This window comes from Furfurilactobacillus sp. W61-4, assembly GCF_057545565.1.
In genome coordinates this window covers 15,506-29,410 of sequence record NZ_BAAJNZ010000006.1, presented here as the reverse complement: position 1 = coordinate 29,410, position 13,905 = coordinate 15,506, and the positions used below count along the sequence as shown (strand labels likewise).

Below are 13,905 nucleotides of genomic sequence, written 5' to 3'. Positions count from 1 at the left end.
GTTACAAAAGCATTACTTTTCTTCCTAAAATTACTTAAGAACCCCGTCATATCAAGTTTTCATACAGTCGTGAATTCATAAAAAAGTTAAGGAATTCTCAACTTTTATTCATTGGACCACACCATTCAATGATAAAGCCTTGTTACTTTTATCACGCATTGCCCACTTTAACCCACTTGCACCCTGCTCAATCTGTCTGCTCTTTAAAGTAACGCTCTGTTGCCTGACGATAATGATTGAGTAAATCTATCGTGGCAAACTCAGCTAGCTTAGACTTAGGTACAAATCGATCAAATGCATGAAAGCCACCGGGGCAAACAGTCATAATAGCTGGCACACCAGCTTGTTTTAGGTGGTTAATATACTGCCGCGTTTCATCATAAAATGGTTCAATATCACTAACAAATGTGTAAGTCGGTGGCAAATTTCGAAAATTCTGCAAGCGAGCTGGGGCGGCGTAAGCCGACGTCTTCGCTGTCGATTGACCTAAATATAAACGCCATGCTGTACGATTACTGGTCTCATTCCAAACTGGACCATTGTTATCCCTCATCGAGGCTGTTAACATCCGATCGTCTAACATTGGGTATAAGGAAATTTGGTAAGCAATTTGGACCGTGCCATGATCTCTCGCGTACGCAGAAACACAACATGTTAAGCCACCGCCAGCACTTTCACCACCGACAAATAGTTGGTCTGTCCTAATTCCTAATTTTTTCGCGTTTTCCTTCATCCACAATAATGTTGTATATGCATCATTAAGCGCAGCTGGAAATGGCGCAACTAGAGAACGGCGATAGTCAGGGGCGATTACCACGCAGGGGTTAGTTTGAATAAAACGCTCAATTGTCGGCAATTCTTGTTCTGGCAAACCAATCGCATACCCACCCCCATGTAACCAAAGAAGTCCGGTGACCGGTTGACTAGGATCTAAATGACGCGGTTTATAGATGCAAAGCCGCATCCGTTCCCCATCCTCATTTGAAATAAACGTTTCTTTAAAGACAATCTGTGGATCACTTGGCATCTGACCACGATAAACTTTTTCCGTTAACCACTGTTGCCACTTGAATACAGACGGATTTCTTACTTGAGTAAATGGTCGTAATAGACTACCGCAAAATCGTAAGTCCGGGGCCAACATTTTCCGTGTCACTTTCATTTTCAAGCCACTCTCCCTCGATCATTTTCTGTCCAAAATCAAACAACATGTTGAATCACTAGCATCATCACAGGTACAAAAATTAGGGATAACAAAGTCGTTTCGGACACCATAATGGACGCAAAATCCGCATCAGCGTGATACAACTTCGCCACTACCGGCGCATTCGTCATCACTGGCATCCCGGCCTGCAAAATAAACACCTGCTTCATTAACAATGGCATATTAGCAGGGATAACCAACGCGAGCATTAACAGTGGTGCAAAGATAAACCGCCCCGATAAAACACCTAAACTACTTCGATCGAGTCGCATGTTGCGTAATCCAGCATCATAAACGGAAACACCAATAAATAACATGGACACAGGTATTGTCAAACCACCTAAGTAATTAAAAGTTTGGTTGAGAAAATGGGGTAAATGAATATCCGTTAACACAAGCGCAACCCCAATCAAGAACCCAATCAGCGGTGCAGAAAAGATTTTTTTAAGCACCCCACTGATCGTTAAATGTTCATGCAACGCTCCGTCACGTTGAATAAACATCACCCCCAACGTCCAAAAAATCGTGGTATTTGCCATGTAATAGACCAAAACATATGGCAAACTGGCACGGCCAAAAATCGCCAAATTGATCGGCAAGCCAACAAACACTGTATTGGAATTAAAGAACATTGAGGTAAACAGACCTCGACGACTTTCATCGATTTTTAAGACAAATACCAGTCCCCAGGCTAATCCCATTAAGATAAGCATTGACAGAACAGGAAATCGTAAGGCAGGTAAAAATTGATCTAGTTGTTGTCGAGAAAAATCCTTTGTAATTGAAACAATCATATATGGTGGTAGGGCCACTTGGGTCACTAATTTAGCTAACAACTGTTTGGCAGACTCATCAAACCAATGCCGCCAAGCCAAAAAGTACCCGACTGCGACCATTAAGACGATCATGAACACGCCTTGCGCGCTTTCAAAAAATATCGCCATTTTCTCATCTTCCCTCTATTTGAACTCTCGCTCAGTATACCACGCACACTGTCACGCATTATTTGGGTAATCCTCGGCTAAAAACAAAAAAAAGGCAACACCACCTTATTTTGGTGAATTGCCTTTTGGACCGAGCTTAAACGACAGCCAATCGGTTAATTATTTCAATTGTTTTGACGCAGAGTTGCGATGAAACAACCGCTTTAAATTACGCCGCATCACTTGGAAGAAGGTCAGTGAGCGCACAATTCGTTCCGCCGGTATATGTTCCCGAATCGCTCTTAAAACAACTTTGGGTTTCCTTGACGAGAACTTGTAAGTACCATTCTTCTTGGTCCGTAAAGCATATCGAGGAATCCAGCGCCCGCCAAACATGACTGATGCAATGACCACATCCACTTCTTCCCAAGGAATTTGAACGAACTTATTTGTATCCCGGTCGTTATAAAATTCAAATGCCTTGTCCCCAATCATAATTTGCCCGTAGTCGCCGACCCCAAGATAAGACGTTCCAGGTGTCGTCAATTCAACTTTTGCATTTAAGGATTCTACCATGTTACTCTCCTCATCCGATTAGAACTATGGTCATCAAACCATATTTTTTGTGGTAAATCAATAGCGGTCGATTCTCACATTTCGTAAGACCCGACCGCTATCCGAAACTAATTAGTACCACAGTAACTGTTCAATTTAAAATTAGAACAACCCGATCACGTGTCCACCAACCCCGACAACGAAAATGCCTAGGATGATGATAATTGGTGAAACTTTCTTCTTCAATAACCACATGCATAGGAAAGTTAACAGTAATGCTGCTAAACCAGGAATCAACTGATCCAAGTTATCTTGTAAAGTTGTAACTTTAACGTTGGAAAGTGATAACCCCTTGCCCAAGTTATATTGGGTCAACGCTTCTTGAATCCCTTTTGGTCCTTTAGGCAATTTATCCCATTCGATATAAGCCCCTTTTTGTTGCTTAATCTGTGAAACCACTGGGACAAACTTAATGTTAACCCACCGTTCGATCAAGGCACCAATGACAAACATCCCCATCATTGAAGCACCACGGGTAACGGATTGTAACAAACCACCAGATAGGTCTTCAGTAATTCGTGACCCGGCCCGGTAACCGAATTCTTGGGTGTACCACATAAATCCCCAACGAATTAAGTTCCAAACAACAAAGAATAAGATTGGGCCAAGAATGTTTCCACCTAGGGCTAATGAGGCACCAAGCGCCCCCACGATTGGACGAACCGTGTACCAGAAGACTGGGTCACCAACCCCTGCCAACGGTCCCATCATCCCAACTTTAACCCCTTGAATCGCAACATCATCCACTTCAGCACCGTTAGCCCGTTCTTCTTCCAAGGCTAATGTCACCCCGATGATTGGTGATGCTAAGTATGGGTGGGTGTTAAAGAATTCCAAGTGACGCTTGTAAGCGGCCACGCGGTCCTCTTTATTTTTGTATAATTTGTTCAATGCTGGAATTAAAGAATAACACCAGCCACCGTTTTGCATTCGTTCGTAGTTCCATGACCCTTGAATGAAGGTGGAACGCCAAGCAACATGCAAACGATCACGTTTAGTTAGCGTAATTTTGTTATCAGCCATGTTCGTTTTCCTCCCTTAATTTTAATAATCGTCGAGGATATCGCCGAGTGGATCACCAGTATTACTACTACCGCCACCCCCGTTATCGGAGTGACCACTGTCTAACTTCAAGTACATCAAAGCTAATGAAAGGCCTAATGTCCCGATCGCAATTAAAGTTAAGTCAGAAAGCGCAGCAATGACAAACCCAATGGCGAAGAATGGCCAAACTTCACTGGAAGCCATCATGTTGATAACCATGGCATAACCAACGGCCACCACCATGCCACCACCAATCGCCATCCCATCGGATAACCATGCAGGCATTGATTCCAACATTGCCCGCACTTGACTAGCCGGAATAACTAATAGCAAAGCGGCTGGAATCGCAATTCGCAGACCTTGCAAACAAATACATACAATTTGCCAGAAATTGATGGTGTGGTAATTACCCTTTTCGGCAGCCGCATCCATCAAGTGGACGATCGCCACCGTAATCGTACGAACAATCATCGTTAAGAATAAACCAGCCACGGCCAGCGGAATCGCAATCGCAATCGCTGAACCGACACCCTTCGTTCCTTGACCACCTTGAACCAAAATAATAGCAGATGCAACGGATGCCAAGGCAGCGTCAGGGGCGACAGCCGCACCAATGTTGGCCCAGCCAAGGGCGATCATTTGTAGCGAACCACCTAAAATTAATCCGGCGGCCAAGTGACCTGTAACCAATCCAATCAGCGTACAGGCAATGACAGGTTGATGGAATTCAAATTCATCCAAGATCCCTTCCATGCCGGCAAAGAATGCAACGATTACAACTAAAATCATCGAAATAGCAGACATCTGAGAATCCTCCTTTTCTATGTGAATGCGTTATGCGTTATTTGCGAGGGCTTTACGTGCCTTTTCGACAATTTCATCCATGTTTGCGGAAGAATCATCTGGCACTTTGCGAACATCAAACTTCACGCCGTCCGCCTTAAGTTTGTCAAAGGTTTCGATATCTTCTTTCCCTAATGACAGAACATTAGAAACGGCCACTTTACCAGCTGAATGAGCCATTGACCCAATATTTAACGTCTTGATATCGACGCCACCTTCAATCGCTCGTAAAGCATCCTCTGGTGTTTCAAATAAGACTAGAGCTCTCGTTGACCCAAAACGAGGATCCTTAGTGATTTCAATAAACTTGTCGATTGGAATCACGTTTGCCTTTACACCAGGTGGTGTTGCCTCAACGATCATATTCTTCCGTAATGCGTCCTTAGCCACATTATCAGAAGCTACAATGATCCGAGTCGGATTAACCGAACGCGTCCAAGCAGTGGCAACTTGCCCATGTAATAGACGGGAGTCAACCCGAGCCAACGCAAACTTGATGTGACCATCGCCTAGCACCGTTCCTGGCGCAATGGCAGCTTTAGGTTGATTGTCATCAGTTGAAGCGGCCGGGGCTGCTGGAACCAACGACTCAGGTTTTGCCTTAACCCCATCCTTAGCTGTTTCGATGATGTGCGCCGCAATTTCTTGGGCTGAATCCATCGTCATTCGAGAACCATAAGCTTCAATCACCATCGGCAAATTCATCCCGGTGACGATTGCCCATGTATCCTTATGTTCCTCAAAGAGGTTGCTGGCCTGATTGAATGGTGTCCCACCCCAAAGATCGATTAACAGTAATACCTGACTTGGATCGTCAAAACTGGCGACTGCTTTTTCAAACTTGGCATGCACATCATCCGGGCCTTCGCTTGGCAGCAAGGTGACTGTTTGGACATTGTCCTGCTTGCCGAAGATCATTTCACCTGATTGGTAAATGCCCTCAGCAAAGCCACCATGACTGGCTAAGATAATACCTACCATGAGTGTCCCTCCTAAAAATATAATTTGATACCGTTAATTAGTGTGATGATGTACTAGAAGCCATGTTGTTCCAGAAGGGTCATTAAATCCTGTGGGTGATCTCCTGGCACTTTACGAACTTCCAAAGTAACCCCATCATCGTGCAGTTGGTGGAAAGTCTGTGCATCATCCTGACCCACTGCAATCGCATCAGTAATCATTGTTTTGCCATCCGTAAAGCTTAGGCTACCAATATTAACCGATGCTAATTTGACGCCACCGTTTACTGCGCGCAACACATCTTGTGGTGTCTCGAACAATAGAAAGGCGCGTACGTCGTCGAAGCGCTCATCAGAATAAATTTCAGTGAGTTTATCGACCGTAATAACATTGACTTTTACTCCCGGCGGAGCCGCTTGAGTGATCAATGTCTTTCGTAGATTATCGTGCGCCACACCATCAGAGACGACCATAATCCGATTTGGAGCAATGGCTTTCGTCCAAACGGTGGCCACTTGACCATGCAGCAAACGTGAATCGATGCGTGCTAAGCGGATTTCCATCGTCATTTATTCGGCCTCCTGCTCTAATGAATGTTGGTCTAGGTGCTTTACGCCAGCTTTAGCAATCTCCTCTAAATGTGGAATAACCATTTCAAGAGACTGGTTGCGAACTGTGTATGCCTCAATCAGCATCGCCAAATTTAAGCCTGTAATTAAGGCCATTCGTTCTGGTTGCTCAGTTACCAACCGACTAGCGATGTTGAATGGCGAGCCACCCCACAAATCCACAAGAAACAAAATTTCATCGTCTGTCTCGAAACCGTCCACGACAGTTTCGAACTTACGCTGCAACTCGTCAGGTCCCTCATCAGGGGTAAATGGAATTGCGACGACTTTTTCCTGCTTACCGAAAATCATATCGGCAGATTCCTTAATCCCATCAGCGAAGCCACCATGACTGGCTAGCACGATAGCGAGCATTGCGTCAACCTCCTTCCGCTTGGTCGTTATTCAAAAGTCGTTCATTAATCGCAAACTTATTGACGACTCGGGAATAACTGTATCATAGCGCAAGTCAACTGCCAAAAAAAGCGCTTCCAGAAAATAATGAAAATTTTTTCGATGCCTAACAAAAATGACTCGATTCTAATTGGCAATTAACTCTTCAGCACGTGACTAGCATAGCCTAGTAAAGCGCTTACATCAAGTTAAAAAATCGCTGACCCGGCGTGCCTTTCTTTGAAATGGACTAGACAGGTTGATAGAAAGGCATTTTCATGTCGTCAAAGTTCATCAACTTTTTTGTCTCAATGTGAGTTCAGAGAAAATCTTTTTCTTAATTTTGCTGGTATCCTAGACAGGACATCTTAGCGTCTTGTAATCATGAATAATCTTAGACTTTTCCTCTTTCTTTTTGTAAGTTGATTTGGTATACTAAATAGTAACTATTACACTTTAAGCAAAAAACTATCGTAAAGGAGTCGTGTAAATGGCTAAAAAATCCAAAATCATTAAAGAACAACGTATTGAAGCAACTGTTGCAAAATATGCAGCAAAACGGGCAACTTTAAAAGCGGCAAAAGATTATGCTGGGTTAGCCGCATTGCCTAAAAATGCCTCACCTGTTAGAATTCACCGGCGTGACCAAATCGACGGTCGTCCGCATGCCTACTTACGTCGCTTCGGCCTCTCCCGCCTTAATTTCCGGCAACTTGCTCTGCAAGGTAAGATTCCTGGTGTACGCAAAGCAAGTTGGTAAGTTCACTTTAAGCATACTGAACACCACCAACTCAAGTTATCGATCGAGGCTAATTAACAACCAAAAATGCCACTTTTCTTCTAGACGTTGTTTAGAAGAAAAGTGGCGTTTTTTGGTTGATCAACGGCTCATCTAATTCATTTCAATCATTCATCCGTTTTCGCACTTAAATCAAGACTCGTTCTCAACTCATTCGTTACTCGTTGTTTTTCGCTATGGCCGACAACTTCAAAGGATTGTCCGTTAATCATCTGACCTTGGCCCTGCATATGGTCGCTACTAATATTTTTAGTCGCTGACCGATAATTCTGCGCTAACTTAACTAAATCTGAACTCGTCAAATCGGTTTGTGATTGCGAAGAAATTGAATTCAAAAAGCTCGAATTCAGGACCGTTTGAACGGCAATCGATTTTCGGAATAGGGCCTCCACAACCAACCGTTGGCGGGTTTGGCGCCCATAATCCCCTTGTGGATCATCATAACGCATCCGCGAAAACTTCAACGCCGTTGCCCCGTTCATGTGATAGGTTTGTCCTTTTTCAAAGGTACTCCCCTCATAAGAGAAAGACAGTGGTGACGTCACGGTCACACCACCCACTTCATTGATGGCCTTTTCCAGCCCACCCATGTTCAACATAGCATAGTAATCGATAGGCACATTTAGTAAATTCTGAACGGTTTTAATCGTCGTGCCAACACCACCATAAGCATAAGCCGCATTAATTTTAGCGGGTGATTCATCTGGGTAGCCGGCAATATCAGTCATCGTGTCCCGAGGTAAACTAACCAACAGCATTTTTTTAGTTTGTGGGTTAATCGTCGCAATCATGATGGTATCGGTTCGTCCCTTATAAGAACGTCCCAGAGCCCCTGTGTCAGTTCCTAAAAATAGAATTGAAATCGGTTTTTTGGAATTCAAAACTGCCTTCGTGTCACGCGCTTTGGTGATTCCGGCCGACTTGTATGCCTTACTCGTGGCCGAATTAATATTGTGATAGGCAACTGCACCAAAACCGGCAATCACGAGCAACAAGAGAATAATAATCCCCCAAAACCATCGCCATGGATGCCAACGCCGTGAGCCATGTTGTTTCGGCTGCTTTGGTCCTTGCCGATTTGCACTGCGGCGTTGCATGCGCGAATCCATATTGTTCTCATTTGGCTGGTTATTCATCTCATGATCCCCCATGGTAATTAACGATTTTGTTTTTTAAACTTCAATTTATTGTAAACCATCACGCAAGCTTTCACATCTCTTATTCTAGACTGAAGCTTTTCTTAAAGGTTGCGGTAACCAGCGCCAGCTCGACAAACATCTCAGAGCGAAACCAGCTGGGTGGTGGTGAGCACTAGCGGAGCCTGAGCAGTTGGCGTTCTTTGCCAATTGATCGGGTTGGGCTAGGCGCAGACAACAAGCTGGTGTAGCTCGACAAAAGCTCAACAACTAGCAAAATTTGCCAGCTTTCATTAGAATTGATTCAATTAAACCAGATTGTGAGGAATTTTACGATGTCGAACCCATTAGATCAACTCCAACAAGTTTACCAGACGACAAATACGATCGCTTTAGCCACTTCATTTCAGGATGAAGCCGACGTTAAAGTCATCAACTTTGTGTGGTTTCCGGATGAACCAGCAAAAATGTACTTTTCTTCTGTTCGAGGTAGCCATGCGCTCACTTTATATGCTGACCATGCTAATGCATCATTAACGACAATTCCATTTACTGGAACCCCTAATAATCCGTTTATCCGCGCCCACAACGTGCATATCACTCCATCAAGTAAAACGATGGCCGACTTGCTACCGCGTTATCTTGAACTGATTCCTAATTATCAAAGTGTGTGGGATGCCATTGGTTCGACCTTAGTTGTGTATGAAATTAACTTTCAACAACTGCACGTCGATCCCGGTCTCGGTCAATCAAAATTTGATCTTGATTTTACTACGACAAATTAACCAAGCACCAAAAAAGCAACTTCATCACCTGAAATCAGGAATGAAGCTGCTTTTTTTATGCGGCCACCGAGACTTGAACTCGGATGATCGAAGGGATCACAAGATCCTTAATCTTGCGCGTCTGCCAATTCCGCCATGGCCGCATCAACAAGAAAGAGTTTATCAAATATTCTCATTGAAGGCAACGGTTGATTTTAATTCGCTAGTGGCGACCGATGGTTAGGTTGGCAACGTGGACCGGTGGCAGATGATCCTTTTGCAACATCGTTCACTATCAACCCACTAACCATTTTATCATTACTAGGACCACGCCTCGATTAATCGTAAGCTTCTGACACCCAAGCTTTACACCCGCGTGTAAAGCTGAGTCAGAACACTTCATCCCGTCTGCTGGGATGCCATTCATCAAAATTCAGTGTGCTTGGCTACTTCACGTCGCGAACCAACTCATCTAGATGCAGACGGCCACCGCAATAACCACAAGCATACCGTTCAAGGTTAACCCGTCGACGCCGAATAAATTGACGACCACATTTCTGGCAATGATAATAATACCGCCGCCCAGAGTGCTTAGATTTAACTGATTGCTTTGGCGCCGGTGCGTAACGCAAGCCACCAACTTGCGCTAGCAACTGTTTGAATTCATGACTCCGATGTTGGTAAGGCAATCCTGCCAGTGCGAGATGATAATGGACTAACTCATGACGAATAACACCTATCAGGGTTTCTTGATCAAAATCATTAATCATTCGCGGATTGATATCAATGTGATGATCTGCTAAATGATACCGACCGCCAGTCGACCGTAAACGAGCATTAAAAATGGCCTGATGTTTAAATGGACGACCGAAATCCCGCACAGAAATTTCTTCGACTAACGTTTGCAAGGCTTCGTTTGTCATCTGCTGCTCCTTTCCTTAATAGCCACAGCATCCTTGCCTTGATTAATAGCAAATACGAAAATCTAAATTTCATTAATACGCTAACTCGCTAAAAGTGCGAGAGTGAGACATAACGCCGAATTGAGCGTGAACACTAGCGAAAACGGTAGCATCCTCCGCATTCTGGAAGGTGCTACCGTTATTGCTAGGCACGTCTTCATCATGAAAACGTGGTGTACAAAACCACAAATCGCGACACCTTTATGAGTCATGTCTCAAACTCACCTACTAATCAAAACTGATTAAGATATACGCAACTCGTCCTTATTTTGACGTCGATTATGCTTGTGTTTGCATTAAAGTCTGAACCAATCGAATAATCCGATTCATCGCCTCAGTCTGATCTGTCTCAGCTTGATCGAATTGTGCTTGGTCCACTTGATGACGATCCAAGTTAATACTATCAGTCATGGCCTGACAAGCAGTGACATAGGTCGTATAGGCCGTCACTAGACTCCGATGCTTCCCTAAAAAGCGAGCCGGTGCTTGCAATTGCTGGAGTCGCTCTTGAAGTCCGCGATAGCGCTCCGTTCCATCCTGAAATTCAGCCTTGATATCCGCCAGATTCGCCACGTCAATTTGATCCAGCTGGGCCTGATCAAGTGCTTCACGTAACTTCGTATAATAAGGTTCCAATCCTTGTTGAATCGTTTGCGTTTCTTCGATCACCTGTGAAAGCGTTCGTGCAAATGTCATCATTAAATTCTTTTTCAAAAGTCTTACTCCTGTCATCAATCAAATTAGTGACGGCGCGCCGCCATCCGCTGAAACGATTTTACCACTTCTACGATCAAAATCATGGCAACACCAGCGCTCAAAACAATCAGCCATTGGAAACCAGATAGCGTTGTGACGTGGAATAAACCATTAAAACCAGGAATCGCAATCGTCGCAGCTAAGAGAATGAAAGCTGCCAGGATAGCCCAGTTAAACGCCCGATTTTTAAACAATTGACCGGTGAAGATGGTACCATGAATCGATTTTGAGTTAAAGGCGTGGAACAGTTGGATCAAGCCCAAAGTCGCAAAGGCCATGGTTAGCGCGTCAGCATGCATCTGCGTCGCATTAGCGTGGACGGGGAATGTCAAAGCAAGCCAATAAACCAGTAAGGTCAAGCCACCTTCGAACAGCCCTTGATAGATAATATTGCCAAAGACTCCACCGGATAGAAAGTTTGATGAACGCCCCCGCGGCTTTTGTTGCATAATATTTTTCTCGGCGGGTTCTAGTCCTAAGGCAATCGCTGGAAAAGTATCTGTCACCAGGTTAATCCACAGAATATGCACCGGTGCCAGAATTTGCCACCCCATCATTGTCATCACAAACAAGGTTAATACTTCCCCTAAGTTCGCAGACAACAAGTACTGAATCGCCTTTTGAATATTTGCGAACACTTTCCGGCCTTCGCGAACCGCCACCACAATCGTGGAGAAGTTATCGTCAGCTAGCACCATATCAGAGGCCCCTTTAGAAACCTCAGTCCCGGTGATCCCCATGCCAACGCCAATATCAGCTGCCTTTAACGCTGGCGCATCATTAACCCCATCACCAGTCATAGCAACAACCTTGCCCTTTTGTTGCCAAGCATTGACAATCCTCACTTTATGTTCAGGCGCCACCCGTGCATAGACGGAATATTGTTCCACTTGATTAGAGAACTCAGCATCACTCAGTGCATCAAGCTGTGCGCCCGTGATGACACCAGCCTGATCATTAGCGTCAATGATACCTAACCGAACCGCAATCGCTTTTGCCGTATCCGCATGGTCACCAGTAATCATCAATGGACGAATTCCCGCCGATTTTGCTTCCGCAACGGCCCCAGCAACTTCTGGTCGTTCTGGGTCGATCATCCCGACAAATCCGGCAAAAATCAAATCTTGTTCGACTTGATCGCTGACCATCTCGACCGGAATCGTGCTGACCGGTCGATATGCAAAAGCCAATACCCGCAGCGCTTGGACCGCCAGTTGATGGTTAATCGTCAGCAATTGCTCGCGCAACTGATCGGTCATTGGGCTAATCTCGCCATTGCTTTGAATACGAGTAACCCGTTTCAACAATTCATCAGGGGCCCCTTTTACGGTTACCCACAATTGATCATTAGCCTCATTCATTTGATTAACGGTCGTCATTAATTTACGATCAGAATCAAACGGAATTTCAGCCACCCGGGGGTGGGCCGCCAAAAAGTCTTCGGGATTTACCTGATGATCAATATTGTATTGAACTAACGCGGTTTCAGTTGGATCACCAACCAATTGACCATCGATTGTTTTAGTGTCGTTGTTTAACAAAAGTAAACTAGCTAGCAGGCCCTGGTCGTCGCTACTCGTTGCCCCAGCCGTTTGCTTTGCGTCCAGCACATCGCCATCCACAATTACTTTCTCAACGGTCATTTTATTTTGCGTCAACGTTCCCGTTTTATCGGAAGCAATAATGTCGGTGCTCCCTAAAGTTTCCACTGCTGGCAAACGGCGTACTAGCGCATTTAATTTGGCCATCCTTGTCGTACCCAGTGCTAAGGTGATCGTGACAATGGCTGGTAAACCTTCCGGAATCGCGGCTACCGCCAGTGAAATCGCCGTCAACAACATATTAACCAACGTTTCATTGCCCCGGATCATCCCCACAACAAAGACGATAACCGCCACCACCAAAATTAGCGCGGTTAAAACTTTCCCTAGGTGAGCCAGATTTTCCTGTAACGGTGTCTTACGTTCTTGCGTCCGATCTAGCATGCCGGCGATCCGTCCAACCTGGGTCTGCATTCCGGTGGCAACCACCACCCCAGTGCCTCGCCCATACGTCACATTACTGTTCATAAAGGCCAAATCACTTAAGTCACCTAGACCGGCACTCGGATCCGTAATCGGCGCTAACTGTTTGTCGACGGGGACTGACTCACCGGTTAACGCCGATTCTTCAATTTGAAGCGATGCAACTTCGATTAATCGCAAGTCCGCCGGAACGATATCGCCAGCCTCTAACAAAACGATATCGCCAGGCACCAACTCATCACTTTTAACGGTCATGGTAGTGTCATTTCGCAAGACATGCGCATTAGGCGCCGACATTTCTTGCAGCGCATTAATTGCCTGCTCAGCTTTCGCCTCCTGAAAGACGCCGAAAACCGCATTGAGAATCACCACCAATAAAATGATGATTGCGTCAACACCCTCACCGGTGAAAGCAGCAATAATTGCAGCCGCGATCAAGACAATAATCATGAGGTCTTTAAATTGCGCAATAAATTTCTCTAGCAAGCTGGTTTGCCGTTTACCGGTTAACGCATTCACGCCATACTGCTGTTGACGTGTTTGCACCGCCTGGTCATTTAAGCCCTTCGGTTGACTCTCGACTTGCTTTAATGCCTGCTCGGTCGTCCATTGAGCAGCCTGTGGTAATTTATTTTGACTCATCTAATGCTTCCCTTCCGCACGTCCGTGAGACCAAAAAAGACTCATGAACGCACACCTAAAAGTGTCGATCATGAGTCTCACTATTTAAGACAAAACCAGAACATGTCTTGCTGGTGGCGTTGTCACACTCTGTCAGACTGCTATCATGGATCATCAAGCGACCAGTAGTCGACTAAAGCATTAGTTACTCCCTCATTTATCTGGAGTAAGTATACCGAGTTACCATCCTAAA

The 13,905-nt window shown here is 44.9% G+C and carries 14 protein-coding genes and 1 tRNA gene; 2 read left to right on the top strand and 13 right to left on the bottom strand.

Translation table 11 applies throughout. The annotated features are described in order from the left end of the window. Positions 1–187: 187 nt before the first annotated feature. From AC27FN_RS08230 to AC27FN_RS08195, 8 genes are all read right to left on the bottom strand, one after another. Positions 188–1,162: an alpha/beta hydrolase gene (locus tag AC27FN_RS08230; RefSeq protein WP_487167635.1), complete on the bottom strand. Its 975-nt coding sequence runs from the start codon at positions 1,160–1,162 to the stop codon at positions 188–190. Between the two features lie 38 nt (positions 1,163–1,200). Further along, positions 1,201–2,148 (bottom strand): AEC family transporter, encoded by a 948-nt coding sequence (locus AC27FN_RS08225; RefSeq protein WP_487167524.1) that lies wholly within the window; start codon positions 2,146–2,148, stop codon positions 1,201–1,203. 159 nt (positions 2,149–2,307) lie between these two features. Continuing rightward, complete coding sequence (locus tag AC27FN_RS08220; protein WP_487167523.1) at positions 2,308–2,703, bottom strand: DUF956 family protein; 396 nt, start codon at positions 2,701–2,703, stop codon at positions 2,308–2,310. Positions 2,704–2,844: 141 nt separating this feature from the next. Beyond that, positions 2,845–3,765: a PTS system mannose/fructose/sorbose family transporter subunit IID gene (locus AC27FN_RS08215; RefSeq protein ID WP_487167522.1), complete on the bottom strand. Its 921-nt coding sequence runs from the start codon at positions 3,763–3,765 to the stop codon at positions 2,845–2,847. A gap of 21 nt (positions 3,766–3,786) precedes the next feature. Beyond that, complete coding sequence (locus AC27FN_RS08210) at positions 3,787–4,590, bottom strand: PTS mannose/fructose/sorbose transporter subunit IIC (RefSeq protein ID WP_487167521.1); 804 nt, start codon at positions 4,588–4,590, stop codon at positions 3,787–3,789. 30 nt (positions 4,591–4,620) lie between these two features. Continuing rightward, positions 4,621–5,610 (bottom strand): PTS sugar transporter subunit IIB, encoded by a 990-nt coding sequence (locus AC27FN_RS08205; RefSeq protein WP_487167520.1) that lies wholly within the window; start codon positions 5,608–5,610, stop codon positions 4,621–4,623. A gap of 53 nt (positions 5,611–5,663) precedes the next feature. Beyond that, positions 5,664–6,158 (bottom strand): PTS sugar transporter subunit IIB, encoded by a 495-nt coding sequence (locus AC27FN_RS08200; protein WP_487167519.1) that lies wholly within the window; start codon positions 6,156–6,158, stop codon positions 5,664–5,666. Continuing rightward, complete coding sequence (locus tag AC27FN_RS08195; protein WP_487167518.1) at positions 6,159–6,572, bottom strand: PTS sugar transporter subunit IIA; 414 nt, start codon at positions 6,570–6,572, stop codon at positions 6,159–6,161. Positions 6,573–7,080: 508 nt separating this feature from the next. Here AC27FN_RS08195 and rpsN point away from each other — a divergent pair. Beyond that, positions 7,081–7,350 (top strand): 30S ribosomal protein S14, encoded by a 270-nt coding sequence (rpsN, locus tag AC27FN_RS08190; RefSeq protein ID WP_487167517.1) that lies wholly within the window; start codon positions 7,081–7,083, stop codon positions 7,348–7,350. Between the two features lie 146 nt (positions 7,351–7,496). On the opposite strand, the gene AC27FN_RS08185 is transcribed toward rpsN, so the two are convergent. Further along, positions 7,497–8,525 carry an LCP family protein gene (locus AC27FN_RS08185; RefSeq protein WP_487167516.1) on the bottom strand — a complete coding sequence of 343 codons (1,029 nt, stop codon included), beginning with the start codon at positions 8,523–8,525 and terminating at the stop codon, positions 7,497–7,499. Positions 8,526–8,860: 335 nt separating this feature from the next. On the opposite strand from AC27FN_RS08185, the gene AC27FN_RS08180 reads away from it, so the two are divergent. After that, positions 8,861–9,310 carry a pyridoxamine 5'-phosphate oxidase gene (locus tag AC27FN_RS08180; protein ID WP_487167515.1) on the top strand — a complete coding sequence of 150 codons (450 nt, stop codon included), beginning with the start codon at positions 8,861–8,863 and terminating at the stop codon, positions 9,308–9,310. A gap of 58 nt (positions 9,311–9,368) precedes the next feature. Here AC27FN_RS08180 and AC27FN_RS08175 read toward each other — a convergent pair. The 4 genes from AC27FN_RS08175 to AC27FN_RS08160 form a co-directional block, all read right to left on the bottom strand. Continuing rightward, a tRNA-Leu gene (locus tag AC27FN_RS08175) sits at positions 9,369–9,453 on the bottom strand. A 282-nt stretch (positions 9,454–9,735) separates the two neighbouring features. Then, a complete protein-coding gene (locus AC27FN_RS08170; protein ID WP_487167514.1) occupies positions 9,736–10,212 on the bottom strand; it encodes a SprT family protein in 477 nt (158 codons plus the stop codon). 318 nt (positions 10,213–10,530) lie between these two features. Next, positions 10,531–10,965 carry a hypothetical protein gene (locus tag AC27FN_RS08165; protein WP_487167513.1) on the bottom strand — a complete coding sequence of 145 codons (435 nt, stop codon included), beginning with the start codon at positions 10,963–10,965 and terminating at the stop codon, positions 10,531–10,533. Between the two features lie 26 nt (positions 10,966–10,991). Beyond that, on the bottom strand, positions 10,992–13,673 hold the full coding sequence (locus AC27FN_RS08160) for a cation-translocating P-type ATPase (RefSeq protein ID WP_487167512.1): 2,682 nt from the start codon (positions 13,671–13,673) through the stop codon (positions 10,992–10,994). Between the last annotated feature and the right edge of the window lie 232 nt (positions 13,674–13,905).

Coding starts and splice junctions, on each gene's coding strand:
- AC27FN_RS08180 (WP_487167515.1), top strand. CDS start 8,861: ATGTCGAACCCATTAGATCAACTCCAACAAGTTTACCAGACGACAAAT.
- AC27FN_RS08185 (WP_487167516.1), bottom strand. CDS start 8,525: ATGAATAACCAGCCAAATGAGAACAATATGGATTCGCGCATGCAACGC.
- AC27FN_RS08210 (WP_487167521.1), bottom strand. CDS start 4,590: ATGTCTGCTATTTCGATGATTTTAGTTGTAATCGTTGCATTCTTTGCC.
- AC27FN_RS08220 (WP_487167523.1), bottom strand. CDS start 2,703: ATGGTAGAATCCTTAAATGCAAAAGTTGAATTGACGACACCTGGAACG.
- rpsN (WP_487167517.1), top strand. CDS start 7,081: ATGGCTAAAAAATCCAAAATCATTAAAGAACAACGTATTGAAGCAACT.
- AC27FN_RS08200 (WP_487167519.1), bottom strand. CDS start 6,158: ATGACGATGGAAATCCGCTTAGCACGCATCGATTCACGTTTGCTGCAT.
- AC27FN_RS08215 (WP_487167522.1), bottom strand. CDS start 3,765: ATGGCTGATAACAAAATTACGCTAACTAAACGTGATCGTTTGCATGTT.
- AC27FN_RS08195 (WP_487167518.1), bottom strand. CDS start 6,572: ATGCTCGCTATCGTGCTAGCCAGTCATGGTGGCTTCGCTGATGGGATT.
- AC27FN_RS08170 (WP_487167514.1), bottom strand. CDS start 10,212: ATGACAAACGAAGCCTTGCAAACGTTAGTCGAAGAAATTTCTGTGCGG.
- AC27FN_RS08205 (WP_487167520.1), bottom strand. CDS start 5,610: ATGGTAGGTATTATCTTAGCCAGTCATGGTGGCTTTGCTGAGGGCATT.
- AC27FN_RS08225 (WP_487167524.1), bottom strand. CDS start 2,148: ATGGCGATATTTTTTGAAAGCGCGCAAGGCGTGTTCATGATCGTCTTA.
- AC27FN_RS08230 (WP_487167635.1), bottom strand. CDS start 1,162: ATGAAAGTGACACGGAAAATGTTGGCCCCGGACTTACGATTTTGCGGT.
- AC27FN_RS08160 (WP_487167512.1), bottom strand. CDS start 13,673: ATGAGTCAAAATAAATTACCACAGGCTGCTCAATGGACGACCGAGCAG.